This is a genomic window from Methylobacterium sp. Ger2507, from assembly GCF_055231875.1.
Genome location: NZ_JBUYVC010000001.1, coordinates 3488816 through 3512795 on the forward strand (window position 1 = coordinate 3488816; position 23980 = coordinate 3512795).

The window sequence follows — 23980 nt, forward strand, 5'->3', positions numbered from 1 at the left end:
CGCGGGGCCGACCCTTTTCGTCACGGCGTCTTCTCGGCATCGGCGACCCGGCTCATGGCAGCCCCCCTCCGGGCTCCGACGCCCTGGCGGGCGGCGGCGTCCGGCGGCCGTCTGATCAGAGCCCGAGGCTCCGAGCCCGCCTCGTAGTGGGCGGACCGTCCGATCTCTCGTTGCGTCCCAGGGGACCGGGTCCAGCCTTGCGGCCTACCCGTCCGAGACGCCTTGCGTCGCCGATGCAGCCCGGGGCGATGGCGAAACCGGGCCATCGACGCGGGGCGCCGTCTCCTCCCCCCGAGCCCCCCGACCCGGTCCGCCGGAGGGCCTCCCGTGTGGGAGGTGAGTGCCCGCACTGAACCACGGAGTAGGAATATTGTCGATGTTTTTTGGTGGTCTGGCGGTGGGGCCGCCGGCGCCCGACCGGAGAAAATTCGCGACGGCCCGGTGGAATTGCGGGTTCACCGGTCCGGCAGCGCTCGTCGAGCAAAAATTCACAGCGCGGCGCGCAACCGCGCAAACCCCGCGTCGAGATCCGCCTGCAGGTCCGCAAGGTCTTCCAGGCCGATGTGGAAGCGCAGGCCCGGGCCGCCGGGGTTCCACCGGGTGGCGGTCCGATAGGTCTTGCAGTCGAACGGGATGACGAGGCTCTCGAAGCCGCCCCAGGAGAAGCCCATCCCGAACAGTTCGAGGCCGTCGAGCATGGCCGCCACGGCTCGCTCCGGGGCGGGCTTCAGGATGACGCCGAACAGGCCCGAGGCGCCGGCGAAGTCGCGCTTCCAGAGGGCGTGGCCGGGATCGTCGGGGAGCGCGGGATGGAGCACGCGGGCCACCTCCGGCCGGGCCTGGAGCCACTGCGCCATGGCGAGCCCCTGGGCGCCGTGCTCGCGCAGGCGCAGCGCCATGGTGCGCAGGCCGCGCAGGGCCAGGAACACGTCCTCCGGGCCGGGGCACATGGCGAAATGCTCGAAGGTCCGGTGCAGGGCCGGCCAGTATTGGGCGTTGGCCGAGGTCAGGCCGAGGAGCAGGTCCGAGCCGCCGGAGAGGTACTTGGTCCCGGCCTCGACCGCGATGTCGACGCCGCGCGCATGGGGCGGGAACAGCAGCGGCGTCGCCCAGGTGTTGTCCATGATCACGGCCGCCCCGCGCGCGTGCACGATCTCGGCGATGGCCGGCACGTCCTGCATCTCGAAGCTCTGCGAGCCCGGGGCTTCGACCAGCACCGCCTTGGTGGTGTCGCGCATCAGGTCGGCGATGCCGGCGCCGATCAGGGGATCGTAGTATTCCACCGCCACCCCGAAGCGTTTCAGGACGCCGTCGCAAAAGATGCGGGTCGGGCGGTAGGCGGAATCGCTGATGAGGAGATGGTCGCCGGCCGAGACCACCGCCATCAGCGCCACCGTGAGGGCGGCGAGGCCCGAGGGGGTCAGCACCGTGCCGGCGGCCCCGGCCAGCTCGCTCCAAGCCTGGGTCAGCGAATCCGTCGTCGGCGTGCCCGAGGTGCCGTAATCGTAGCGCCCGCGCCGGTGCTGGAGGTCGTCGTAGGTCGGGAACAGCACCGTCGAGCCGCGGTAGATCGGCGTGTTGACGAAGCCGTGCTGGGCGGAGGGATCGCGCCCCGCATGCACGAGGCGGGTGCTCGCCCCGAAGCGGGCGGGGTCGCGGGGAGGGGTGTTCGACATCGGTACCGGCGGGCGAGGGGTGAGCGTGCGGCGACCGAAGCCCGCCGCACGCGCCGGCGTCAAGCCGGGCGGGCGGATCAGGCCTCCTCGTCCGTGCGCCTCAGGGGAACGACCGTCACGAGCCTGGCGACGCCATCGGCCTCGACTTGCCAGACCGAGCGCACCCAGGGCTCCCGGCCGTTCGGCGCGCGAAGCCGCCCTTCGAAGACGAGCTTGGTCGGGCCGTTTTCCGTCAGATTCTGCGGGCGTCCCTCCGTCCTGAGGACGTGGTCGGCCAGGGCGTCGGCCAGTTCCATCGGTCTGTCCCGGCTGAAGCCGAAGGTCAGGAAGAAGCGTGCCTTCGAGCCGCCCCGTGGATGGGAGAGGTCCAACAGGTAGTCGACGAGCTTGTTGTTGCGGATCGTGAACCGCGTCGGAGAGGCTGCCGGCCCGCTCAAGCCGCCCGGCGCCCGATCCGCTTGATTCCGGTGGCCCGAACCGTCGCGAGGGCGCCTTCGGGCTCGGCGAACTCGACCTCGTAGGCTGCTCCGTCCTGCCAGACGGCCACCACGGTGCCCTCCGTGCCGGCCTGGATCAGGGTTCCGTCATCCGTCCGCGCGTCGGCCAGCAGCACGACGTCATCGAGTTCCCTGAGATCGACCCCAGGCTCGTCCTTTCGCAGGAGATAGAAGACTTCGACGGACATGGGCGAAGGATATCCGGCGCGCGCCGGCCGGACAAGCCACGCGGCCCGATCCTTTGGTCTTGGACCCGACGCCGTGGTCTTGGACCCGACGCCGTGGTCTTGGACCCGACGCCGTGGTCTTGGACCCGACGCCGTGGTCTTGGACCCGACGCCGTGGTCCCCGGCTTGACCCCGGCGCGCGATGCCCTGCAATGCGCGCATGCGATCCCTGTCGATCCCGCTCCTCGCCGCCCTGCTCGCCGCGTCTCCGGTGCTGACCCGGACTGCGGCGCTCGCGCAAGGCGATACCCTGGCCCAGGTCAAGGCGCGCGGGCACCTCGTCTGCGGGGTCAGCGGCGGGGTGGCGGGGTTCAGCATGCCGGACGGGCAGGGGCGCTGGCACGGGCTCGACGTGGATTTCTGCCGGGCGCTCGCCGCCGCGATCTTCGACGATCCGGACCAGGTGCGCTTCATCCCGCAATCCTCGGCCGCGCGCTTCACCGCCCTGCAATCGGGCGAGATCGACGTGCTCGCCCGCAACACCACCTGGACCCTGTCGCGCGACACCGCCGCGATGAACTTTCCGGTGATCACCTTCTTCGACGGCCAGGGATTCCTGGTCCGAAAATCCCTCAACATCACGGCCGTCAAGCAGCTCGACCGGGCCACGATCTGCCTGCAGCAGGGCACCACCACGGAGCTGAACACCGCCGACTGGTTCCGCACCCGCGGGCTGACCTACCAGGTGGTCACCTTCGCCAACAGCGAGCAGACGCTCGGCGCCTACGAATCCGGCCGCTGCGACGCCTATTCCACCGACAAGTCCTCCCTCTACGGCGAGCGCCTGAAGACCGCGCATCCGGAGGAGCATGTCATCCTCGCGGAGGCGATCTCGAAGGAGCCCTTCGCGCCGGGCGTGCGCCAGGGCGACGATGCCTGGCGCGACCTCGTGGCCTGGACCCACTACGCCATGATCGACGCGGAGGAGGCGGGCATCGGCCAGGCCAATGTCGAGGCGCTCCGGACGGAGACCCTGAGCCCGGACGTGAAGCGCATCCTCGGTGTCGAGGGCACCTACGGGCAGGGCCTCGGGCTGACCACCGACTGGGCCTACCGGATCGTCCGTCACGTGGGCAATTACGGCGACGTCTTCGCCCGCAACCTCGGCGACGCGACGCCCCTGAAGATCCCGCGCGGGCTGAACGCGCTGTGGACCAACGGGGGCCTGCACTACGGGCCGCCGATCCGGTGAGGGCGGGGGCAAGACGGGACCCATGGGCGCAAGCCCTCTTCCCTCTGCGGGAGAGGGTGCCTGCGGAGCAGGCGGGAGAGGGGGCGACCTCACCGGACATGTCACAGCCCCTCTCCCGGTCGCTCCGCGACCACCCTCCCCCGCAGAGGGAGGGTTTTGCGCTCCGCAGGTCGGCACATGCGTAAGGCCCCCCGCGCCCTCGCGCTCCAGGCTCTCGTCGTGCTCGCACTGGTGGCGCTGGCCTATGCGGCGGCCACCAACGCGTCCGAAAAGCTCGCGCGCCAGGGCATCGCCGCCGGGTTCGGCTTCCTCGGGCGCCCGGCGGGGTTCGACATCAGCCAGCGGCTGATCTCCTACGCCGCCGCGACCTCGACCTATCGCGACGCGTTCGTGGTCGGGCTCCTCAACACCCTGCTGGTCTCGGGCCTCGCCATCGGGCTCGCCACGCTCATCGGCTTTGCCGTCGGCATCGCCCGGCTCTCGCCGAACTGGCTCGCGCGGACGCTCGCGGCGATCTACGTCGAGACCCTGCGCAACCTGCCGCTGCTGCTGCAGCTCCTCGTCTGGTACGTGGCCGTGCGGGTGGCCCTGCCCGAAGCGCGCGACCCGGCGACCTGGGGCGGGGCGTATCTGAGCCAGCGCGGGCTGGTCCTGCCACGGCCTGAGTTTTCCGGGTTTGCCTCGCTGGTGCCCCTGACCTTCGTGGCGGGGATCGGCGCGGCGGTCGCCTGGACCCGGCGCGCCAACCGGCGCGTCGCGGCCGGGGCCGAAGCCGGTCCGGTCGCGGGGCCGGGCCTCGCCCTGGTGCTCGGCCTGCCGGCCCTGGCCTGGATCGGTCTCGGCCTCTCCGGTCATCCCGTGCCGGTCGCGTGGCCGGCGCCCGGTCCCTACGGGCCGGACGGCGGGCTCGGGGTGCTGCCGGAATTCGCCGCCCTGCTCCTCGGGCTCTCCACCTACACGGCGGCCTTCATCGCCGAGATCGTGCGCGCCGGCCTCAACAGCGTGGATCGCGGACAGGGGGAGGCGGCGGCGGCCCTCGGCCTGAGCCGGGCCAAGGCCCTGGCGCTCGTCACCATCCCGCAGGCCATGCGGGTGATCGTGCCGCCGCTCACCAGCCAGTATCTCAACATCACGAAGAACTCGTCGCTGGCGGTGCTGATCGGCTATCCCGACCTCGTCCACGTCTTCATGGGCACGGTGCTCAACCAGACCAACCAGGCGGTGGAGGTCGTGACCATCACCATGGCGGTCTACCTGACCCTGAGCCTCGGCCTCGCCGGCCTGATGAACGCCTATAACCGCCGTGCGGCCCCGGTGACGCGATGAAACCGGTGAGCCGATGGAAACCGGTGACGCGATGACGGTGATCCGCGAGACCCTGCTGCCCCCGGCTCCGCCGCCGCGCCGGACCGGCAGCCCCCTCGGCTGGCTGCGGCAGAACCTGTTCGAAGGGTGGGGCAACACGCTGACCACGCTGGTGATCCTGGCCGGGCTGGCGCTCCTGCTGCCGCCCGTGATCCGCTTCCTCGTCACCGACGCGGTCTGGAGCGGGACCTCGGGCGAGGCCTGCCGGCCGGAAATCGCCGGGCACCCGGTCGGCGCCTGCTGGGCCTTCATCGGCAACAAGATCAACTACCTCGTCTACGGCTCCTACCCGGCGGCGGAGCGCTGGCGCCCGGACCTGTTCTTCGGGCTCGTGGCCTTCAGTGCGGTCTGGATGCTGTGGCTCGATGCGCCCAAGCGCGGCCTCGGCGCCGTCTTCGTCTTCCTGGTCGGCCCGATCCTGTCGTTCTGGCTGCTCTCGGGCGCCGAATTCCTCAGCCTCGCCCCGATCGCCACCAGCCTGTGGGGCGGCATGCTGGTGACCCTGGTGGTCTCGCTGGTCGGCATCGTCGCCGCGCTGCCGCTCGGCATCCTGTTGGCGCTGGGGCGGCGCTCCGCGCTGCCGGTGCTGCGCTATGGCTGCATCGGCTTCATCGAGTTCTGGCGCGGGGTGCCGCTGATCACCGTGCTGTTCATGGCCAACGTGATGCTGCCGCTGTTCCTGCCCGGCGACCTCACCGTGGACCGGCTGGTCCGCCCGCTCATCGGCATCGCGCTGTTCGCCTCCGCCTACATGGCCGAGGTGGTGCGCGGCGGCCTGCAGGCGATACCCGAGGGACAGGGGCGGGCGGCCCTGGCACTGGGACTGACGCGGGCGCAGACCCTGCGCCTCGTCATCCTGCCCCAGGCCCTCAAGGTGGTGGTGCCCGGCATCGTCAACACGCTGATCGGCCTGTTCAAGGACACCACCCTGGTCTCGATCGTGGGCATCGCCGACTTCATCCGGGTGCTGGAGGCGGCGCGCGCCGATCCGCGCTGGTCGGCCCCGACCATTCCCGCCACGGCCTACGCCTTCGCGGCCCTGTTCTACCTCGCGGTCTGCTTTTCGATGGCGCGCTATGCCGCCTTCATCGAGCGGCGGCTGGCCGCCGGCGAGCGGGGCCGGGCATGACGCCCGCCGATCCAGCCCCGCCCGCACTCGAGTTCCGCGGCGTGAACAAGTGGTTCGGCGCCACCCACGTGCTGCGCGACGTCTCCCTCACGGTCGCCGAATCGGAAAAAATCGTCATTTGCGGCCCCTCGGGCTCGGGCAAGTCGACCCTGATCCGCTGCGTCAACGGCCTCGAATCCTATCAGGGCGGCACCCTCCGGGTCGCCGGCCAGGATCTCACCCCGGCCCGCATTCCGGCGGTGCGGCGCGCCGTCGGCATGGTGTTCCAGCACTTCAACCTGTTCGCGCACCTCACCGTGTTGGAGAACTGCACCCTGGCGCCGATCCACGGGCGCGGGATCGGGCGCCGGGCGGCCGAGGCCCGGGCGCGCGCGGAACTCGAGCGTCTCGCCATCGCGGATCTGGCGCCGCGCCATCCCGGCCAGCTCTCCGGCGGGCAGCAGCAGCGGGTCGCCATCGCCCGCGCCCTCTGCCTCGACCCGGCGGTGATGCTGTTCGACGAGCCGACCTCGGCCCTCGATCCCGAGATGGTGCAGGAGGTGCTCGACACCATGACGGACCTGGCGGCCCGCGGCATGACCCTGCTCTGCGTCACCCACGAGATGGGTTTCGCCCGCCGCGTCGCCGACCGGGTGGTGTTCATGGACGAGGGCCAGATCGTCGAGGTCGCGCCGCCGGACGCGTTCTTCGACCGGCCCGAGCATCCCCGCACCCGGGATTTTCTCGCGCGTCTTCTCTGAGGGGTGGTCAGGGCCGCGCCTGCGCGCGACCTTTTTGGCTGGAAGGCCGCGCCAGCGCGAAACCGTTTTGGTTGGAAGGCCGCGCCAGCGCGAAACCTCTTTGGTTGGAAGGCCGCGCCAGCGCGGCACGGGAGTTGTGCCGGCGCAGGAAGTTTTCGCGAAGACGTGTGCTCCGGTTCGTTAACGCAGACCCGCTAAATCCTGTCTCGCACTCGCGTATTCGGGAAGCTCGTCGCTTGCGTATCCTGCGGAACATCGTCGTCGGCAGCATCTTCGGCGGCAGCGCCCTGGTCATCGCCTTCGCCTGCGTCGACCGGCTCGACCATCCGGCGCCCGTCCGCGCCACCGCCCCGGTGGCGGCGCTCACCCGCCTCAGCCTGCCCGAGCCAAGCATGACGGGATCGCTGCCGGTGGAGACCGGCCCGTCGATCCGCGACATCCTCGGGCGCGACCCGGTCGCCCGCGCGACGGTGACCCGTCCGCCGGTGCCCCGGGCCTCCACCGCCCGCGAGACCACCACACGCGAGACGGCCGCCCGCGAGGCGGCAGGCCGGCCCCCGGCCAAGCCCGTGGCCAAGGTCGCCTCCGTGGCGCCCGCGAAGCCGGCCAGGAAGGCCGCCGAGGGCTTCGACACCGAGCGCCTGAACGCCCTCATGCGCGGCGACCCCACCGTCACGCTGGCGCGTAGCCGCTGAGTGCGCTCGCGCACCCTGCGCCGTCCCGCACCGGCGCGGCCGTGCGAAGCGGGCTGACGGGCTTGCTATAAGCCCCACCCGGTCCCCTTCCGGGCCGTGGCGGGCCGACGGGCCCGCGAGGGGAGGCGGCCTTTGGGTCTGATCTACGCGCTCGGCGCCTATCTCAGCTGGGGCCTGGTGGTCCCGGTGCATTTCCGCCTGCTCGACGCCGTGCCGGCCCCGAGCATCCTGGCCCACCGCATCGTCTGGTCGAGCCTCCTCGTCGCCGGCCTGCTGGTGGCGCTCCGCCGCCGCATCCGCTCTCCCTTCCCCCTGGTGCGCCGGCACGGGCTCCTGGTCCTGTCGGCCGGGCTGATCGGCGTGAACTGGCTCCTCTATCTCCGGGCCGTGCAATCCGGGCACATGCTCGATGCCAGCCTCGGCTACTTCATCAACCCGCTGGTGAGCGTGGCTCTGGGCGCCGTGGTGCTCGGCGAGCGCCTGCGCCCGGTCCAGGCCGCGGCCGTGGCGCTGGCCGCCGGCGCCGTGCTGCTGGCCGTCGTCCTGGCGGGCAGCCTGCCCTGGGTTTCCCTGGCGCTGGCCGGCAGCTTCTCGCTCTACGGGCTCGCCCGCAAGGTCGTCGGCGTCGACGCCATGGTGGGCTTCGCCGCCGAGACGCTGCTGCTCCTGCCGGTGGCGCTGGTCTATCTCGCGATCTTCGCGCCGCCGGTGATCCAGGGCGACCCCGTCCGGGCCGGGCTCATCCTGCTCACGGGAGCCACCACGGCCCTGCCGCTGATCTGGTTCGCGGCCGCCGCCGAGCGGCTCACCCTGGCGACCCTCGGGCTGATGCAGTACCTCGCCCCCTCCTGCCTCCTCGTCCTCAGCACCCTCGTGTACGGCGAGCGGCTGGAGCCGCACCGCATGGTGCTGTTCGGGCTGATCTGGCTGGCGCTGGCGATCTACGCGGCCGATGCCACCCGTGCCGCCCGGCAGGCGCGGAGCGCCTGAGGACCGTCCGGGTGAGCGGACCCCGGACGCCGTCGTGTCACCGCTCGATCCGCCCTGTGGTTTCGCATAGGATTGACGCACGGCCGATTCCGGAGACCGCCATGTCGCTGACCGCGCTTCTCGTGCCGACCTATCGAAACATGCTGGCGACCCTCGCCGGGCTGCTGGACACGGTCGAACGGCAGGCGCCGACCCGGGCCGAAAGCCTGCTGTCGGCGCGCCTCGCCACCGATATGCTGCCGCTGGCGGCCCAGTTGCGATTCGCCGCCTTCCTGGCGCAGGAAGCGACCTTCCGCCTGCGTGGGCAGCCCATTCCTTCGTCGCTCGATGCGGTGGCGGCCGAGGGGCGTCAGGCCGGCGACGTTCCCGGATCCTTCGCCCAGGCGCGGGGCCGGATCGGCGAGGCCTTGTCCCATCTGGACGATCTGGCCGACGACGCGCTCGACGCGGGGGCAACGGCGCCGATCGCGATCGAGCTTCCGGGCGGCCCGACCTTCGACATGACGGGCGAAACCTACGCGCGCGACTGGGCGCTGCCGCAATTCTACTTCCACGTCATCACGGCTTACGCCATCCTGCGGAACCACGGGATCGCGATCGGCAAGGCCGATTACGTGCCGCACATGTTCGCCTATCTCAGGTCCGCACCGGCGGCGTCGGCCCAGGTAGAGCCCGGCGACGCGCGGTCCTGAATCCTGCGGGCTCTCCGATCGGAGCCCGCGCCGAGCGACCCGCGGGGAGGCGCCATGCTGACCAACCGCATCACCGACATCGCCGGCCTCCGGGTCGGCCACGCCACCGATCTGCGGCTCGCCAGCGGCGTCACCGCGCTCCTGTTCGACGCGCCCGTGGTGGCCGGAATCGACGTGCGCGGCGGCGGTCCCGGCACCCGCGAGACCGACCTTCTCGATCCCGAGCGCACCGTGGCGCGCATCGACGCCCTGGTGCTGTCCGGCGGCTCGGCCTTCGGCCTCGACGCGGCGGCCGGCGTCGTCGCCCACCTCGCCGAGACCGGGCGGGGCTTCGCGATCGGCCCGGCCCGGGTGCCGATCGTGCCGGCCGCGATCCTGTTCGATCTCCTCAATGGCGGCGACAAGGCCTGGGGCCGGTACGCGCCCTATCGCGAACTCGGCCATGCGGCGGCGGTGGCGGCGACGCGGGATTTCGCCCTCGGTTCGGTCGGGGCCGGGACCGGGGCGGCCACCGCCAACCTGAAGGGCGGGATCGGCTCCGCCTCGGCCGAGGTCGCCGGCCTCGATCCCACGGGCCTCGATTCTGCTGATTGGCCCGTCCGGGTCGGGGCGCTGGTGGCGGTGAACGCCTTCGGCCGGGTGACGCTGGGGGAGGGGCCGCATTTCTGGGCCGGCGCCGACGAGATCGGCGCCGAGTTCGGGGGCCTCGGGTGTCCCGCCGCGATGCCGGCCGATGCGTTCACCTGGCCCCCGCGCAAGGGGTCGGCCGGGGCCAGCACGACGCTCGCGGTGGTGGCCACCGACGCGACCCTCACCAAGGCCCAGGCCCGCCGCCTCGCCGTGATGGCCCAGGACGGTCTCGCCCGGGCGATCCGCCCCATCCACACGCCGCTCGACGGCGACGTCGTCTTCGCGGTCTCCACCGGGCGGGTGGCGCTCGCCGATCCCGTCATCGACCTCGCCCGCATCGGCGACGCGGCCGCCCGGACCTTGGCGCGCGCCGTGGCGATCGGCGTCCATCGCGCCACGACCCCGCCGGGATTCGCCGGACCGCCGGCCTGGCGCGACCGGTTCGGAGGATGACCGGTTCAGGCCCGGTCTTGGCATTGGATCGGGCCGAATCCGGCCTTGGGCACCAGGTCTGGCCGAGCCCCGCCTTGGGCATCAGGTGGGGCCGAGTTCGGCCTTGGGCATCAGGTTTGGCCGAGTTCGGCCTTGGCATCCGCGATGAGGCCGGCGAGGCCGGCATCGACCTCGGCGCCGAGCATGCGGCGCTCGGCCTCCGTCAGGTCGGCGGCCCAGCCGCGCTGACCGAAGCCTTCGGCGCACTTGGCCCGCTCGGCCGTGAGATAGGCTTCGGTCTCCGCGGGCTGCGTCCGCATCGCCTGGACCAGGCCGAACCAGGCCGCGCGCTCCACCACCGCGAGGCGGGCGCGCAGGCGGATCATCACCGCGCGTTCGGGATCGATGTCATCCATGCTGTGTCCGGTATCCCTGGCGTGTCCCGCCCTTCCGCACGGCGTCAGCGCCGCGGTTCGCACCGCGTCTTCACGTAGGTGCCCTGGTCGTTGCCGTGCCCCGCATTGGCGGCGAGCACGGGTCCCTGCATCAGGCATTCCTGCAGCGTGTGGGCGGGGCCCGTGATGATGTCGAGCGCCGTTTCCCGCGAGCAATCCGGGGCCTGGACGGTGGAGGCGCAGACGAGGGCGACGACGAGGACTGGGTTCATGACGGGATTAACTGGAACAGGCCGGCGGAGCGGCAAGGGCTGCCTTTGCCGCGGGTGGCTTTGAAGGCCTGCGACTCTCCCTCAAGCCTGCCGAACTTGTGACGATTGTCGATCGTCGTGCCGGCAGGTCTCCCTCCCGGCAGGTCTCCCTCCCGGCAGGTCTCCCTCCCGGCAGGTCTCCCTCCCGGCAGGTCTCCCTCCCGGCAGGTCTCCCTCCCGGCAGGTCTCCCTCCCGGCAGGTCTCCCTCCCGGCAGGTCTCCGTGACGGCAGGTCTCCGTGACGGCAGGTCTCCGTGACGGCAGGTCTCCGTGACGGCAGGTCTCCGTGACGGCAGGTCTCCGTGACGGCAGGTCTCCGTGACGGCAGGTCTCCGTGCCGGCGATCGTTCCATGTTTGTTCCATGCGGAATGCCATCGACGCCGTCGCGCAGGTGATATAGGTCAAGATACCTAGGATAAAGAGCACAGGTTCTATATCCTAGGACTAAAGATAATACCTTTTTGGTGCCTTTGGAACGAAAACGGAACAAGAAAAGATTCGCCGGCTCAGCCCCCGCCCGGGGTGCGGCCCCTGGCCTGTGGATGCCGGCCTCGCGAGACGGACCGGCCGGCTGGCCCGCGTGTTAAGACCTTCGTGCGAGAGCCAGGAGGCGCGGCGGAACAGCCCCCGCGCGGGAGCCGGAGCAGGCATGACGGTCGGCATCGAGATGGGTCTGAGCATGGGGCCGGGGGCGGAGCCCGCGCGCCTCGACCTCGAGGAACTCCTGGCGACGCGTCTCCTGGTCCAGGGCAATTCCGGCTCGGGCAAGTCGCACCTGCTGCGGCGTCTGTTGGAGCAGAGCGCCGGCGCGGTGCAGCAGGTGGTGATCGATCCCGAGGGCGACTTCGTCACCCTGGCGGAGGCCTACGGCCACGTGGTGGTGGACGGCGCCCACGGGGAGGCCGACCTCCAGGCCATCGCCGCGCGGGTGCGGGCGCACCGGGTCTCGGTGGTGCTCACCCTCGAAAGCCTCGACATGGAGGCGCAGATGCGCGCGGCGGCCGCCTTCCTGGGCGGGTTGTTCGAGGCCGAGCGCACCCACTGGCACCCCGCCCTGATCGTGGTCGACGAAGCCCAGATCTTCGCGCCCGCCGCGGCCGGCGACGTCTCGGACGAGGCCCGCAAGGCGTCGCTCGGCGCCATGACCAACCTGATGTGCCGGGGCCGCAAGCGGGGCTTGGCCGGCATCATCGCGACCCAGCGCCTCGCCAAGCTCGCCAAGAACGTGGCGGCCGAGGCCACCAACTTCCTGATGGGCCGCACCTTCCTCGACATCGACATGGCCCGCGCCGCCGACCTCCTCGGCCTCGACCGGCGCGGCGCCGAGCGGTTTCGCGATCTGTCCCGCGGCGAGTTCGTGGCTCTGGGGCCGGCCCTGAGCCGGCGGCCCCTGGCGCTCCGCATCGGTCCGGTGACGACCTCGGCGCGCTCCGGCTCGCCCAAGCTGGTGCCGCTGCCCGCCCCGGCCGATGCGGACCTCCGCGCCCTGATCCTCACCCGTTCGCCCGACGAGCCGGCGCAGGGCTGGGCGCCGGCCCCGCGCACGCCGCCGACCCCCCGCGCCACGCCGGCCGACCTGATGCGCGAACTCAGCGCCTACCGCCCCGAGCCGGTGGAGGCGCCCGCGCCGATGAGCGAGGAGGAGATCCGCGCCGGGCTCGACGCGGTCCTGCGCGGCATCGCCGCCGACCCGGATGCCGGCGGCCAGCCGGTGGCGGTCATCTACCAGGATTTCCTCGTGCGCTGCCGTATGCGCGGCCTCGACGGCGAGGCCATGAGCCTGGCCGCCTTCCGCCGCCGCCTCGGCGTCGCCCGCGCTGGGTTCGATGCGGACGACGACGCCCCGGGCGCGGTGGACGCGCGCTGGGAGGAGGCGCAGGCCGCCGCGGCCGCCCTGCCGGACGAGGTCCAGGGCCTGTTCCTGTTGCTGGCCCGCGCGGCGCTGGCCGGCGAGCCCTGCCCCGGCGACGAGGCCCTGGCCCGGGCGATCGGCAGCCGTTCGCCCGGCCGGGCCCGGCGCCTGCTCGCCTATGTGGAGACCCGCGGCACCATCGTGTGCCGCATGGATTACCGCGGCAACCGCATCGTCGCCCTGCCGGCCCTGGCCTGCGAGACCGCGCCGGGCGACCCGAAGGCCCCGGTCGAGACCAAATCCGGCGCCCCGGCCGCATCGCCGCCGGCCGAGGAATCCGGCCTGCCGGGCCTGTTCGCCGCCGAATAGGCCCTCGGGCGACCAGCCTCTCGGCCGAACAGACGCTTAGCCGAACAGGTTTGGAGCCATCGCGGCGCGCAGCAGCTCTGCCAAGCGGTCCAGCGCCGGGGAGCGGCGCGCGGTCGAGACCCGCAGGGCGAGACCGATCCGGGGCAGCGCCGGCAGGTTCGCCGCGTCCGGTTCCAGGGCCCGCAATCCCGGCGGCAGGCCGTGCGGCACCCGCAGGGCGATGCCGAGACCGGCCCCCACCGCGGCCCAGAGGCCGCTCAGGCTCGGCGAGGTGAAGGCGACCCGCCACGGGATCGCGGCCCCGTCGAGGGCCCGCAGACCCGCCTGGCGAAACAGGCACGGCGCCGCGAAGGCGACCAGGGGCAGGGGCGTGCCGGGATCGCGCACGAAGCCGTCGCGCGGGCCGATCCAGGCCATCGGCAGATCGCGCCGGGCGAGGGGGGCCGGACCCGGCCAGAGCGCCGCCGTCGAAGCCCCGGAATCCGCGACGACGCCGTCCCAGGCCAGCACGAGGTCGAGACGCCCGGCCTGGAATCCCGCCAGCAGGGCGGTGTTGCCCTCCACCAGCACGTCGACCCGCACCGCGGGATGCTGGCGCGCGAACGGACCGAGGAGGTCCGGCAGCCAGGTCTCGGCGAAATCCTGCGGCAGGCCGAGGCGGACGCTGCCGGCCAGCGCCGGTTCGCGCAGCCGGGCCAGGGTCTCGTCGTTGAGGGCGAGGAGATGCCGGGCCGGACCCAGGAGGGCTTCGCCGGCCTCGGTCAGGGCGAGGCCCCGGCCGGATTTCCGGGTCAGCGGCCGGCCGACCTGGGTCTCCAGCTTGCGGAGCTGCAGGCTGACCGCCGAGGGCGAGCGGGCGAGGCGGTCGGCGGCCTTGGCGAAGCTGCCGAGATCGATCCCGGTGACGAAGCTGCGCAGGGCATCGAGGTCGAGGGCGGTCGGCGCGACCATTCGGGTTTCCCAAACGATCCGTTCGGATCTTCGCGATTTTCGCGCGTGTTCTGCGCGCCTAAGCCTGTGGGCGTCAACACGGACCCGCCGTGCAGCGACAGCCCCGGGAGACCTCCATGCCGTTCGTCCGCATCACCCTGGCCGGCCCACCTCCACGCGACGAGGCCGTGGCCGCGCTCCAAGCCGGCGTCACGACCCTGATGGCCGAGGTTCTGGGCAAGCGCGCCGACCTCACGGCGGTCTTGGTGGAGGGCACGGCGTCGGGCGCCTGGAGCGTCGGGGCCGTGCCCGTGGCCGTCGCGGCCCATCTCGTGGCCACGATCACGGCCGGCAGCAACGGCCCGGCGCCGATCGCGGATTTCATCGCGGCGGCGCATCGGCTGCTCGCCGGGACTCTCGGGGCGGGCCTGCCCCTCGCCACCTACGTGGTGGTCGACGCGGTGCCGGCGGAAGCCTGGGGCTATGGCGGGCTCACCCAGGCGCAGCGCGCCCGGGACCGGGGCTGACGGGATGCGTCAGCGCTTCGTGGCGGCCTCGTAGTATTTCGGCTCGAACAGCCCCTCGAGGGGTACGTCCTTGTCGAGGGTGCCGATGGAGACCTGGTAGGCCTGCATCGCCTTGGTCGCGGCGATGATCTGGCGCGGGTCGGCGGTGAACTTCGCGGCCGGCGAGGTCAGCGCCTTGGTGATGGTGGCGATGTCGGTGATGCCCTTGCCGAGCGCCGCTTCCACCGGCTTGGCCGCGCGGGCCGGATCGCGCGTCAGGAGTTCGGTGGCGCGCATCACGGCCTTCACCAGGCCCTCCACCGCGGCCGGGTTCTTGTCGGCGAAGGCGCCGAACACGCCCACCACCGTGCCCGGCTGGTCCGGGAACATCTCGCCGCCGGTGGCGATCAGCTTGATGGCGGGGTTGCGCATCTGCACGATGGTCAGCGCCGGCTCGCGGATCGAGGCGCCGTCGACGGCCCCGGCCAGCATGGCCTGCTGGGTCGCGTCGATGCCCATCGGCACCACCTCGGCATTGGCCTTGTCGGCCTTCGCCACCTGCCAGAGCCAGTGCTGCAGGGTGGTGTTGGGCACCGAGCCCGGCGGCTGCGTGGCGAGGCGGGCGGGTTTGCCCTCCTTGGCCCGGAACTGCGCGAAGGCCTCGGCCTTGTCGGCGCCGTTCGCGAAGTAGGGGGCGAGCTTCGGGCCGGCCACGAACACCATCTCCTCGATGGCGGTGGCGGCCACCACCCGCACGTCGATGCCCTTGGTGCGGGCGACGGCCAGCGGCGCCACGCCGGCGACGTAGACGTCGATGGTGCCGGAGGCCAGGGCCTGGATCATGTTCGGGCCGGATTCGAAGGTGGTGAAGGTGGGGGCGAGGCCCGCCTCCTTGAGCCAGCCCTCGCCGTTGGCCACGAAGACCGGCGCCGCGCCGATCACCGGGATGACGCCGATGCGGACCGGCACGGGGGTGGCGGTCTGCGCCGCCGCCGGGCCGGCGGCGAGCAGGCCCGCTCCGGCGGCGAGGGACGCGGCAAAAGTCGCGGCGAGGGTCACGGTACGGCGGGTGGGGCGCATCGGGGGGTTCCGGTCAGGGACGGGCCGAACCCGGGCGCGCACGCGGCGGGACGGCGTGCGGCGGCGTGGGGTCGGCAAGGAGGATGCCGCGCAGTGGCATGCACGGGGCCGCAGCGCAAGAATCCGCTCTGGTCTCGACGTTCCAGCCCGGATGTTTGGCGTTTTCATCTCCGCGGAATGCTCGGGAGAGAAGATGAATCTCCCACCATCGAAGGGAAGCGGGCTGCCCGGCAAGGTCGGCAGCCCCTCGGATTCCCCCGCGTCGCCCGGTGATCTGTGCCGTTACGGGAACGCGTCCGGACTCACCCCGTTGTCACCCCGTCGCGGCACCGGCCGCCGACGTGAGATTGAGGGAACACCTGTTATGAGCCTCCTCGGCAGCATCGTCAGCAAGATCCTCCATCCCTTCGGCGGCGGAGATGCCCAGGCCAAGCCGTCGGAAGCGAACGCGCAGCCCTCCGCCGGCGGCTCGGATGCCCCCGCCTCGACCCCGACCAGCACCGGCGCCCCGGCCGGCGGCCCCGTCGACGTCGAGCAGGTGCTCAACGGCATGGCGGCGAAGAATTCGCAGAGCCTGAACTGGCGCACCTCGATCGTCGACCTGATGAAGCTCCTCGACCTCGATTCGAGCCTCACCGCCCGCAAGCAGCTCGCCGACGAGCTGCACTACACCGGCGACAAGGAAGACTCGGCCACGATGAACGTCTGGCTGCACAAGCAGGTCATCAAGAAGCTGGAAGAGAATGGCGGCAAGGTGCCGGCCGACCTCAAGGATTGATTGGTTATCCGACGTTCGGCGCGGCCTGAAATGGGGGCCGCGCCCCAGGGGGCAGGGGACAGCGTTCCCTGCCCCTTTTTTGTGTCACCGCGTGCCGTGACGGGACGGATGGCTGCGTGATGGACGCGGCTTGATAAAGACGGTGTGGCTCGGTCGGAGGTTCGATCTACGATCCGCGGCAGACCGGACGGAGCTTACGCCCAGTGGCGCGCTGGCATTCTGGAGCGCCGCAGGTGAGTCTGGATCCGAAGGCGCGCGCCAACGGCGTGCAATCCAGAGCCGCCGAGAGTGCAAGACCTTGCAAAACCAGTGTTTCTGGATCCCGGACTCCGCTGCGCGGCCCCGGGATGACGCGGTGTTGCGCGTGGGTTTCCGATGAGCCGATCAGCCTGTGCAATCGCCCTGACTTGCGGCCGCGCGGCGCGATGATCCGGTCTCTGAGCGGGCGCAGCGCAAGCGTGACGATGAGACTGGGTCCTCACCCCTCCAGCCGCTGCCCCAGGCGCCCGGCGAGATCCTGGATGAACTGGAACGCGGTGCGGCCCGAGCGAGAGCCGCGGGTGGTGGCCCATTCGAGGGCCTCGGCCCGTACCCGGTCGGGCTCGGCCTTGAGGCCGTGGCGCGCTACGTAGGCACGGATCATCGCCAGATACTCGTCCTGGCTGCACTTGTGGAAGCCGAGCCAGAGGCCGAAGCGGTCGGACAGCGAGACCTTCTCCTCCACCGCCTCGCCGGGGTTGATCGCCGTGGAGCGCTCGTTCTCCACCATGTCCCGGGCCAGCAGGTGGCGCCGGTTCGAAGTGGCGTAGAACAGCACGTTCTCGGGGCGCCCCTCGATGCCGCCGTCCAGCGCCGTCTTCAGGGACTTGTACGAGGTGTCGTCGCCGTCGAAGGAGAGGTCGTCGCAGAAGACGATCCAGCGATGGGCGTCGGCCCGGAGGGTTGCCATCAGGTCGGGCAGCGCCTCGATGTCCTCGCGGTGGATCTCGACGAGCTTCAGGGGCAGGGCGCCGTCGGCGCGGGCCGCGTTGATGGCCGCATGCGCCGCCTTGACCAGCGACGACTTGCCCATGCCGCGCGCGCCCCACAGCAGCGCGTTGTTGGCCGGCAGGCCGGCGGCGAACAGCCTCGTGTTCTCCACCAGGGTGTCGCGGGCCCGGTCGATGCCGGTGAGGAGCCCGATCGCCACCCGGTTGACCCGCGGCACCGGGATCAGCCGACGCTCCGGCCCCCACAGGAAGGCATCCGCCGCCGTCAGGTCGACGGGGGCAGGGGGAACGGGGGCGGCGCGCTCTAGAGCGGCGGCGATCCGCTCGAGGACGGACAGGACCGCGGCGAGGGTCGCGGCACCGGCGGGAAGCGTGGCGGCGGGAGGCGTGTCGGCGGGAGGCGTGGCGGTCATGGAAGCTCCTCGAACGGGCTGGAAGCGGGCGGAGATCGCGGAAGATCCGGTCCTTTACGGCGCCGGGCCATCGGCATGAACCCGATAAATCGCGCGGCGGACGGCCCCTTTCGGGGGCTCGACCCATTCGCCTCACCCGGGCGGCGTTGCTTTCACTTAGGCCCTGGCTATAGTCCGCGCGCTTTTTGACAAGCCCGGACGCCCCCTCGACGAGGGTCTGGCGGACCCGGCCCTATCCTTGAGGAGTCACCCGCTTGATCACCCCCGCCTTCGCGCAAGGGGCCGTTTCGGCCGCTGGCGGAGCGGACATCGCCTTGCAGGTGGTGCCGTTCGTCCTCATCTTCGTCATCATGTACTTCCTGATCCTCCGCCCGCAGCAGCGCCGCGTGAAGGAGCATCAGAACATGGTCAAGAACGTGCGCCGCGACGACACCGTCGTGACCACCGGCGGCATCGTCGGCCGCGTCACCAAGGTCGCCGACGAGGCCTCGGAGATCGAGGTCGAGATCGCCCCCAACGTCCGCGTCAAGGTCGTGCGCGCGATGATCTCCGAAGTCCGCGTCAAGGGCGCGCCGGTCAAGGCCGCCTGACGGCTCAAGACCCGCGATGCGCGCCGCCCTCGGCCCGCATCGCCACTGAACCCACGGACACAGGCACGGACACAGGACGGTACCGGCGGATGCTGCGCTTCTCGAGAACCAAGATCGTCACGACGCTGGCCGTCATCCTGATCGGCCTCAGCCTCGCCGTGCCGAGCTTCTTCTCGCCCGAGCAGCGCAAGGGCTTCATGGCCTCGCTGCCGGGCTGGTTCCCGAGCTGGATCGTGCCCCAGCGCGCCATCGTGCTGGGCCTCGACCTCCAGGGCGGCTCGCAGCTGCTGCTGGAGGTCGACCAGAACGAACTCGTCGCCTCGCAGGCCAAGGCCCTGCGCGACGACGTCCGCCGCATCCTCCAGCAGGAGAGCGTGCGGGCCGAGGGCGGCATCCAGCTCCTGCCGCGCGGCGTCCAGGTTCGCGTCACCGACGCGGCCGCCCGCGCCAAGCTGCTGCCCAAGCTGCGCGAACTCGCCCAGCCGATCGCCAACCCCCTCGTGGGCCAGGGCGCCGGGCGCACCCTCGACATCGCCGAGCAGCCCGATGGCCTGATCCGCATGACCCTCACCGAGGCCGGCATCACCGAGCGCACCCGCCGCGCCGTGAGCCAAGGCATCGAGGTCATCCGCCGCCGCCTCGATTCCACCGGCACCACCGAGCCGTCGATCCAGCAGCAGGGGGCCGACCGCATCCTGATCCAGGTGCCGGGCGAGCAGAACCCGGAGCGCCTGGAGAAGCTCCTCGGCTCCACCGCCAAGCTCGAATTCCGCATGCTGGCCGATTCGCCCTCGGGTGACGTCGATCTGCTGCCATCCCGCGACGAGAAGGGGGCTCGGGTCCCGGTCGAGCGCCGGATCATGGCCGATGGCGGCGACCTCATCGACGCGCAGCCGGCCTTCGACCATCAGACCCAGGAGCCGATGGTCAGCTTCAAGTTCAACCTGAAAGGCGCCCAGCGCTTCGGCCAGGCGACCTCCGAGAATGTCGGCCGCCGCATGGCGATCGTGCTCGACAACGAGGTGGTCTCGGCCCCCCGCATCAACACGCCGATCACCGGCGGCTCCGGCCAGATCACCGGAAACTTCACGGTGCAGCAGGCCAACGACCTGTCGGTGCTGCTGCGGGCCGGCGCCCTGCCGGCCAAGTTCACCGTGGTCGAGCGCCGCGTGGTCGGCCCCGGCCTCGGCCGCGACTCGATCCAGGCCGGCAAGCTGGCGACCCTGGTGGCGGGCGCCCTCGTGGTCGTCTTCATGTTCGCCACCTACGGGGTGTTCGGCTTCTTCGCCAACATCGCCCTCATCGTCCATGTGGGCCTCATCCTCGGCCTGATGTCGGTGCTGGAGGCGACCATGACCCTGCCGGGCATCGCCGGCATCGTGCTCACCATCGGCACGGCGGTGGATTCCAACGTGCTGATCTACGAGCGCGTGCGCGAGGAGGTGCGGGCCGGGCGCTCCATCGTCTCGGCGCTCCAGGCCGGCTTCGACAAGGCCTTCGCCACCATCATCGATTCGAACTCGACCATGGCGATCGCCGCTCTGATCCTGTTCTTCCTCGGCTCCGGCCCGGTGAAGGGCTTCGCCGTGGTGTTCATCCTCGGCATCCTCACCACGGTCATCACCGCCGTGACCCTGACCCGCATGATGATCGCCCTGTGGTACAACATGGCCCGGCCCAAAGCCCTTCCGTTCTAGAGGTCCTTTCGTTCTAGACGTCCTGCCGTTCCAAAGGCTCTGCCGTTCTAAAAGTCTGGCCGTTCTGAACTTCGCTGTCCGTCCGTTCACTGCTTGCAAAGGGAGGTCGATCCGGTTTTCGCGTGATCCGCACGGTCGTCACGTCACCGCGTCATCCCGGGGCCGCGAAGCGGAGCCCGGGATCCAGACGCACCGACGCGGCAGGACCGGCGCCATCCGTGGTTCTGGATTCCGGGTTCGCCTTCGGCGCCCCGGAATGACGCCGAGCCCGGGGCAGCGTGTGCGATCATCGGGCCTCCGTTCGACCTCATCGCCGAAAGACCGATCATGCGCCTGCTCCGCCTCTGGCCCGACGAGTCGCACGTCGACTTCATGCGCTTCCGGCGCTTCACCTTCCCGCTCTCGGCCTTCATGTCGGTGGCGACGGTGGTGCTGTTCCTGACGGTGGGGCTGAATTTCGGCATCGACTTCAAGGGCGGCACCCTGGTGGAGCTGCAGGCGAAGTCGAAGACGGCCGATGTCGGCACCGTCCGCCATACGGCGAACGGCTTCGGCTTCGGCGAGACCGAGGTGCAGGAACTCGGCGGCGAGGGCACGGTGCTGGTGCGCTTCCCGCTTCAGCCGGGCGAGCAGGGCCAGACCGCCGTGATGCAGAAGGCGCATGCCGCCTTCGACGCCGATTACGAGTTCCGCCGCACCGAGACCGTGGGGCCGCGCGTCTCGGGCGAGCTCGTGCAGTCCGGCACCATCGGCGTCGTGCTCTCGGTGCTGGCCGTCCTGTTCTACCTCTGGTTCCGTTTCGAGCGGGAGCTGGCTCTGGGCGCCATCGTGGGCACGCTGCACGACATCGTGCTGACGCTCGGCGTCTTCGTCATCACCCGCATCGAGTTCAACATGACCTCGATCGCCGCGATCCTCACCATCGTGGGCTACTCGCTCAACGAGACCGTGGTGGTGTTCGACCGGACCCGCGAGCTGATGCGGCGCTACAAGACCATTCCGACGGTGGAACTCCTCAACCTCTCGATCAACTCCACCATGTCCCGCACGGTGATGACCGCGACCTCGGCCTTCCTGTCGCTGCTGGCCCTGGTGCTGTTCGGCGGCGAGGCGATCAAGGGCTTCGCCATCGTGATGCTGGCGGGCGTAGTGATCTGCACCTACTCGGCGATCTTCGTCTCGACGCCGGTGCTGATCTATCTCGGCCTGATGCTCTCGGGCGTGAAGGCGCAGGCCCGTCCGACCGGCGGGAACGGCCCCACCGGCGGGCGCCTGCCCCAGGCGGCGGAGTAGGGAGCGGCCATGGCGTCCTCCGGCAGCCTGCACGACGGCTTCGTTCCCGGGCGCCACCTGATCGACGCCTACGGCAATGGCGGCTTCCGCTTCGCCGAGATGTCGCATCGCGGCTCGATCCTGGTCACGCCCTCGGGCATCCGGGCCTGGGACGTGACCGAGCCCCGCGGCATCGACCGCAATGCCCTGCGGCCGATTCTCGCCGAGGCGGGAGCGGTGGACCTGCTCCTCGTCGGAACCGGGCTCGACATCGCGCCTTTCCCTGATGCGCTCCGGCGCTGGCTCAAGGAGGGTGGCATCGGACTCGACGTGATGCAGACCGGCGCGGCGGCGCGCACCTACAACATCCTCATGGCGGAGAACCGCAAGGTCGCCGCCGCCCTGATCGCGGTCGCGTGAGGGGGGCCGGGACATGACCGAGTCCGACACCCGCGCCGCCACGGCGGAGGGCAACCTCGCCTTCGCGTTCCAGCATTGCGAGGCCCTGGTGCGGGAGGGCGACCCCGACCGCTACTTCGCCACCCTCTTCGCGCCGGCGAGCGCCCGGCCCCACCTCTTCGCCCTCATCGCCTTCAGCCTCACCGTCGCGCGGGTCCGCGAGGCCGCCTCCAACCCGATGGCCGGCGAGATCCGCCTGCAATGGTGGCGCGATGCCCTCCAGGGCGAGGCGCGTGGCGACGTGAAGGCCAACCCGGTCGCCGCGGCCCTCGACGATGCGATCGTGCGGCGCAAGCTCGGGCGCCAGCCCTTCGTCGATCTGATCGATGCCCGGGTCTTCGACCTCTACGAGGACCCGATGCCCCGGGTGAACGATCTCGAGGGCTATTGCGGCGAGACCGTCTCGTCCCTGATCCGGCTCGGCGCCCTCGTCCTGTGCGACGGGGTCGAGCCCGGCGGGGCCGCCGCCGCCGGTCATGCCGGCGTGGCCTACGGGGTCACCGGCCTACTGCGGGCCCTGCCGTGGCACGCCCGCTCCGGCCAGGTCTACCTGCCGGCGGACATCCTCAAGACCTACGGCGTCACCCGCGAGGACATCGTCACCGGACGCGGCGGCCCCGGGCTCCTGCGCGCCGCCGCCGACCTGCGGGCCCTGGCGCGCAGCCATCTCAAGGCCTACGAGGCGGCCCGCGCCACCATCGCGCCCGCGGCGCGTCCCGCCTTCCTGCCGGTGGCCCTGGTCGAGCCCTACCTCGCCGCCATGGAGCGGCCGGGCTACGATCCCCTCAACACCGTGATCGAGATCCCGCGCTGGCGCCGCCTGTGGGCGCTCTGGCGCGCCTCCCGGCGCGGCTGAGGCCCGGAGGCCCGGCCGGCTCCTGTCCGGCCGCCGCGGCGCATGACAAAGGGCGGCCCCCGAAGGGACCGCCCCAGGATGGCTTCGAAGAAAGGTCCGCGTCAGCGGGCCTTCTTCGTCAGCTTCTCGGCGATCTCGAACATCTCCTCGGGCGCGTAGTCCGGGGTGAAGGCCGAGGGGACGCCGGTGAGCTGGTGGATCTTGCCGCCTTCGGGCATGCCCTCGACGACGCTGAGCTCGCCCGGCGGATCACCCGGGAGCGCCATCTCGCCATTGCCCCAGATGCCGGCCATCTCGGTGTAGTCGCCGGGGCTGAAGGTGTAGAGCCGGCGATGCGACCCCTCCTGCAGGTACTTCTGGCACTCGGGGATCTTGTCGAGGTTGATGTTCGGGGTCGGCAGGAACTTCTCGATCTCGACGCCGGTGATCTTCTTCAGCGCCAGGGCGTAGGCATGGGCGTGGACCGAGCCGCGCACCAGAAGGTAGCCGCACACTTCGCGGCCCGTCGGGTCCTTCAGGGTCTCGTAGACCCGCAGCTTGTGCAGGCGGGCGCCGCATTCGAGATGGAAGTTGTGCAGCAGGTCGACCACGACGTTGCCCGTGGTGGTGATGAAGTCGTTGTTCCAGGAGGCGCCGTTGCTGTTGACCGGGGTCACGCCGCCGCCGTTCGACAGGAAGGCGGCCGCGAGCCGGATATCCTTCATGTCTTCGAAGGGCGCCTTCGAGATGTCGCCGCCGTCCTTGGCGTCGCCGTCGTTGTCGGGGCCGTTGTTGAGCATCGCCACGCCGTTGCTGACGAGCTCCACGTGGCCAAGTTCTTCGGCCGTGATGGCGGCAACCAAGCTATAAAACGGGCGTAGCTTGGATTTGCTGCGGAAATTGAAACTCTGGAACATGTAATTTCCCAGAGTTGACATCTCACCATACTTGCCGCCGAGGAGTTCCTGTAGGGCCGCAGCCGCGTTGGGATCTTTCCGCTTCGGGGCGGGAAGCTCGGCCTGTAGCTTGTCGACGCGCATAAACATAGATTAAATCTCCGGTTCCGGTCGCTCGGGGTCTCGACCGGGAACGGGTCGTCGGAGGGGCATGTTCCCCTCGGGCACCACGATGATGTGCGGCTCGGTGTCCTAAATCGGGGCAACATTTGTCAGCCCCGTCGCGCCGCGCGCTGATATCCGCATGCAACACCCTCTGAATACATGATTAACCGCGTTGAG

The 23980-nt window shown here is 71.0% G+C and carries 25 protein-coding genes; 16 read left to right on the forward strand and 9 right to left on the reverse strand.

The features are described from left to right. Positions 1-488 precede the first annotated feature (488 nt). From metC to ACV7NL_RS16075, 3 genes are all read right to left on the reverse strand, one after another. Complete coding sequence (gene metC / locus ACV7NL_RS16065; RefSeq protein WP_056181304.1) at positions 489-1676, reverse strand: cystathionine beta-lyase; 1188 nt, start codon at positions 1674-1676, stop codon at positions 489-491. A gap of 77 nt (positions 1677-1753) precedes the next feature. After that, complete coding sequence (locus ACV7NL_RS16070) at positions 1754-2113, reverse strand: DUF6883 domain-containing protein (protein WP_463356210.1); 360 nt, start codon at positions 2111-2113, stop codon at positions 1754-1756. Continuing rightward, positions 2110-2361, reverse strand: coding sequence for a DUF4926 domain-containing protein (locus ACV7NL_RS16075; RefSeq protein ID WP_247636381.1), 252 nt, complete (start codon positions 2359-2361; stop codon positions 2110-2112). The genes ACV7NL_RS16070 and ACV7NL_RS16075 overlap by 4 nt, the downstream gene beginning before the upstream one ends. Positions 2362-2560: 199 nt before the next feature. Between ACV7NL_RS16075 and ACV7NL_RS16080 the strand changes: the two genes are divergently transcribed. The 8 genes from ACV7NL_RS16080 (at position 2561) to ACV7NL_RS16115 (ending at position 10286) form a co-directional block, all read left to right on the forward strand. Beyond that, positions 2561-3592 (forward strand): amino acid ABC transporter substrate-binding protein, encoded by a 1032-nt coding sequence (locus tag ACV7NL_RS16080; protein WP_056181311.1) that lies wholly within the window; start codon positions 2561-2563, stop codon positions 3590-3592. Between the two features lie 177 nt (positions 3593-3769). Further along, positions 3770-4918, forward strand: coding sequence for an amino acid ABC transporter permease (locus ACV7NL_RS16085; RefSeq protein WP_463356211.1), 1149 nt, complete (start codon positions 3770-3772; stop codon positions 4916-4918). 13 nt (positions 4919-4931) lie between these two features. Next, entirely contained in the window at positions 4932-6086 is a 1155-nt protein-coding gene (locus ACV7NL_RS16090) for an amino acid ABC transporter permease (protein WP_463356212.1), read from the forward strand. After that, complete coding sequence (locus ACV7NL_RS16095; RefSeq protein WP_056487199.1) at positions 6083-6826, forward strand: amino acid ABC transporter ATP-binding protein; 744 nt, start codon at positions 6083-6085, stop codon at positions 6824-6826. The genes ACV7NL_RS16090 and ACV7NL_RS16095 overlap by 4 nt, the downstream gene beginning before the upstream one ends. Before the next feature lie 236 nt (positions 6827-7062). Continuing rightward, entirely contained in the window at positions 7063-7521 is a 459-nt protein-coding gene (locus ACV7NL_RS16100; RefSeq protein WP_463356213.1) for a hypothetical protein, read from the forward strand. A gap of 132 nt (positions 7522-7653) precedes the next feature. Then, positions 7654-8511, forward strand: coding sequence for an EamA family transporter RarD (gene rarD, locus ACV7NL_RS16105; protein WP_463356214.1), 858 nt, complete (start codon positions 7654-7656; stop codon positions 8509-8511). A 101-nt stretch (positions 8512-8612) separates the two neighbouring features. Next, positions 8613-9203, forward strand: a complete 591-nt coding sequence (locus tag ACV7NL_RS16110) for a DUF1993 family protein (protein WP_056487196.1) — start codon at positions 8613-8615, stop codon at positions 9201-9203. Between the two features lie 54 nt (positions 9204-9257). Beyond that, positions 9258-10286: a P1 family peptidase gene (locus ACV7NL_RS16115; protein ID WP_463356215.1), complete on the forward strand. Its 1029-nt coding sequence runs from the start codon at positions 9258-9260 to the stop codon at positions 10284-10286. Between the two features lie 110 nt (positions 10287-10396). On the opposite strand, the gene ACV7NL_RS16120 is transcribed toward ACV7NL_RS16115, so the two are convergent. Then, on the reverse strand, positions 10397-10681 hold the full coding sequence (locus ACV7NL_RS16120; protein WP_056181223.1) for a hypothetical protein: 285 nt from the start codon (positions 10679-10681) through the stop codon (positions 10397-10399). A 44-nt stretch (positions 10682-10725) separates the two neighbouring features. After that, positions 10726-10932 carry a hypothetical protein gene (locus ACV7NL_RS16125; RefSeq protein ID WP_056181226.1) on the reverse strand — a complete coding sequence of 69 codons (207 nt, stop codon included), beginning with the start codon at positions 10930-10932 and terminating at the stop codon, positions 10726-10728. A 689-nt stretch (positions 10933-11621) separates the two neighbouring features. Here ACV7NL_RS16125 and ACV7NL_RS16130 point away from each other — a divergent pair. Further along, positions 11622-13193, forward strand: coding sequence for a helicase HerA domain-containing protein (locus ACV7NL_RS16130; RefSeq protein ID WP_056181229.1), 1572 nt, complete (start codon positions 11622-11624; stop codon positions 13191-13193). 36 nt (positions 13194-13229) lie between these two features. Here ACV7NL_RS16130 and ACV7NL_RS16135 read toward each other — a convergent pair whose 3' ends face one another. After that, the gene (locus ACV7NL_RS16135; protein WP_463356216.1) at positions 13230-14144 is read right to left on the reverse strand and encodes a LysR substrate-binding domain-containing protein; all 915 of its coding nucleotides are present in this window, start codon (positions 14142-14144) and stop codon (positions 13230-13232) included. 116 nt (positions 14145-14260) lie between these two features. Between ACV7NL_RS16135 and ACV7NL_RS16140 the strand changes: the two genes are divergently transcribed. Beyond that, positions 14261-14650: a tautomerase family protein gene (locus ACV7NL_RS16140; protein WP_463356217.1), complete on the forward strand. Its 390-nt coding sequence runs from the start codon at positions 14261-14263 to the stop codon at positions 14648-14650. Between the two features lie 9 nt (positions 14651-14659). Here the strand turns inward: ACV7NL_RS16140 and ACV7NL_RS16145 are convergent, their stop codons facing one another. Beyond that, positions 14660-15709, reverse strand: coding sequence for an ABC transporter substrate-binding protein (locus ACV7NL_RS16145; protein WP_247636372.1), 1050 nt, complete (start codon positions 15707-15709; stop codon positions 14660-14662). A 364-nt stretch (positions 15710-16073) separates the two neighbouring features. On the opposite strand from ACV7NL_RS16145, the gene ACV7NL_RS16150 reads away from it, so the two are divergent. Next, positions 16074-16487, forward strand: a complete 414-nt coding sequence (locus tag ACV7NL_RS16150; protein WP_055949101.1) for a DUF3597 domain-containing protein — start codon at positions 16074-16076, stop codon at positions 16485-16487. 478 nt (positions 16488-16965) lie between these two features. Here the strand turns inward: ACV7NL_RS16150 and ACV7NL_RS16155 are convergent, their stop codons facing one another. Further along, positions 16966-17889 carry an ATP-binding protein gene (locus tag ACV7NL_RS16155; RefSeq protein WP_463356218.1) on the reverse strand — a complete coding sequence of 308 codons (924 nt, stop codon included), beginning with the start codon at positions 17887-17889 and terminating at the stop codon, positions 16966-16968. A 254-nt stretch (positions 17890-18143) separates the two neighbouring features. On the opposite strand from ACV7NL_RS16155, the gene yajC reads away from it, so the two are divergent. The 5 genes from yajC (at position 18144) to ACV7NL_RS16180 (ending at position 22763) form a co-directional block, all read left to right on the forward strand. Next, positions 18144-18479 (forward strand): preprotein translocase subunit YajC, encoded by a 336-nt coding sequence (gene yajC, locus ACV7NL_RS16160; RefSeq protein ID WP_056181245.1) that lies wholly within the window; start codon positions 18144-18146, stop codon positions 18477-18479. A gap of 89 nt (positions 18480-18568) precedes the next feature. Next, positions 18569-20176, forward strand: coding sequence for a protein translocase subunit SecD (secD, locus tag ACV7NL_RS16165; protein WP_056181249.1), 1608 nt, complete (start codon positions 18569-18571; stop codon positions 20174-20176). A 327-nt stretch (positions 20177-20503) separates the two neighbouring features. Next, positions 20504-21469, forward strand: coding sequence for a protein translocase subunit SecF (gene secF, locus ACV7NL_RS16170; RefSeq protein ID WP_056487175.1), 966 nt, complete (start codon positions 20504-20506; stop codon positions 21467-21469). A 9-nt stretch (positions 21470-21478) separates the two neighbouring features. Beyond that, complete coding sequence (locus ACV7NL_RS16175) at positions 21479-21868, forward strand: Mth938-like domain-containing protein (RefSeq protein ID WP_056181253.1); 390 nt, start codon at positions 21479-21481, stop codon at positions 21866-21868. Between the two features lie 13 nt (positions 21869-21881). Then, positions 21882-22763: a phytoene/squalene synthase family protein gene (locus ACV7NL_RS16180; protein WP_056181256.1), complete on the forward strand. Its 882-nt coding sequence runs from the start codon at positions 21882-21884 to the stop codon at positions 22761-22763. A gap of 101 nt (positions 22764-22864) precedes the next feature. Here ACV7NL_RS16180 and ACV7NL_RS16185 read toward each other — a convergent pair whose 3' ends face one another. Beyond that, positions 22865-23788 (reverse strand): manganese catalase family protein, encoded by a 924-nt coding sequence (locus tag ACV7NL_RS16185; protein WP_056181259.1) that lies wholly within the window; start codon positions 23786-23788, stop codon positions 22865-22867. Between the last annotated feature and the right edge of the window lie 192 nt (positions 23789-23980).

What these genes read in the sequence shown, in the direction of transcription:
- ACV7NL_RS16135 (WP_463356216.1), bottom strand. Translation starts at nt 14,144, where the DNA reads ATGGTCGCGCCGACCGCCCTCGACCTCGATGCCCTGCGCAGCTTCGTC.
- ACV7NL_RS16155 (WP_463356218.1), bottom strand. Translation starts at nt 17,889, where the DNA reads ATGACCGCCACGCCTCCCGCCGACACGCCTCCCGCCGCCACGCTTCCC.
- ACV7NL_RS16140 (WP_463356217.1), top strand. Translation starts at nt 14,261, where the DNA reads ATGCCGTTCGTCCGCATCACCCTGGCCGGCCCACCTCCACGCGACGAG.
- ACV7NL_RS16110 (WP_056487196.1), top strand. Translation starts at nt 8,613, where the DNA reads ATGTCGCTGACCGCGCTTCTCGTGCCGACCTATCGAAACATGCTGGCG.
- ACV7NL_RS16125 (WP_056181226.1), bottom strand. Translation starts at nt 10,932, where the DNA reads ATGAACCCAGTCCTCGTCGTCGCCCTCGTCTGCGCCTCCACCGTCCAG.
- ACV7NL_RS16175 (WP_056181253.1), top strand. Translation starts at nt 21,479, where the DNA reads ATGGCGTCCTCCGGCAGCCTGCACGACGGCTTCGTTCCCGGGCGCCAC.
- ACV7NL_RS16095 (WP_056487199.1), top strand. Translation starts at nt 6,083, where the DNA reads ATGACGCCCGCCGATCCAGCCCCGCCCGCACTCGAGTTCCGCGGCGTG.
- ACV7NL_RS16145 (WP_247636372.1), bottom strand. Translation starts at nt 15,709, where the DNA reads ATGCGCCCCACCCGCCGTACCGTGACCCTCGCCGCGACTTTTGCCGCG.
- metC (WP_056181304.1), bottom strand. Translation starts at nt 1,676, where the DNA reads ATGTCGAACACCCCTCCCCGCGACCCCGCCCGCTTCGGGGCGAGCACC.
- secF (WP_056487175.1), top strand. Translation starts at nt 20,504, where the DNA reads ATGCGCCTGCTCCGCCTCTGGCCCGACGAGTCGCACGTCGACTTCATG.
- ACV7NL_RS16185 (WP_056181259.1), bottom strand. Translation starts at nt 23,788, where the DNA reads ATGTTTATGCGCGTCGACAAGCTACAGGCCGAGCTTCCCGCCCCGAAG.
- ACV7NL_RS16085 (WP_463356211.1), top strand. Translation starts at nt 3,770, where the DNA reads ATGCGTAAGGCCCCCCGCGCCCTCGCGCTCCAGGCTCTCGTCGTGCTC.
- ACV7NL_RS16130 (WP_056181229.1), top strand. Translation starts at nt 11,622, where the DNA reads ATGACGGTCGGCATCGAGATGGGTCTGAGCATGGGGCCGGGGGCGGAG.
- secD (WP_056181249.1), top strand. Translation starts at nt 18,569, where the DNA reads ATGCTGCGCTTCTCGAGAACCAAGATCGTCACGACGCTGGCCGTCATC.
- ACV7NL_RS16090 (WP_463356212.1), top strand. Translation starts at nt 4,932, where the DNA reads ATGGAAACCGGTGACGCGATGACGGTGATCCGCGAGACCCTGCTGCCC.
- ACV7NL_RS16115 (WP_463356215.1), top strand. Translation starts at nt 9,258, where the DNA reads ATGCTGACCAACCGCATCACCGACATCGCCGGCCTCCGGGTCGGCCAC.
- ACV7NL_RS16150 (WP_055949101.1), top strand. Translation starts at nt 16,074, where the DNA reads ATGAGCCTCCTCGGCAGCATCGTCAGCAAGATCCTCCATCCCTTCGGC.
- ACV7NL_RS16120 (WP_056181223.1), bottom strand. Translation starts at nt 10,681, where the DNA reads ATGGATGACATCGATCCCGAACGCGCGGTGATGATCCGCCTGCGCGCC.
- ACV7NL_RS16080 (WP_056181311.1), top strand. Translation starts at nt 2,561, where the DNA reads ATGCGATCCCTGTCGATCCCGCTCCTCGCCGCCCTGCTCGCCGCGTCT.
- ACV7NL_RS16180 (WP_056181256.1), top strand. Translation starts at nt 21,882, where the DNA reads ATGACCGAGTCCGACACCCGCGCCGCCACGGCGGAGGGCAACCTCGCC.
- ACV7NL_RS16075 (WP_247636381.1), bottom strand. Translation starts at nt 2,361, where the DNA reads ATGTCCGTCGAAGTCTTCTATCTCCTGCGAAAGGACGAGCCTGGGGTC.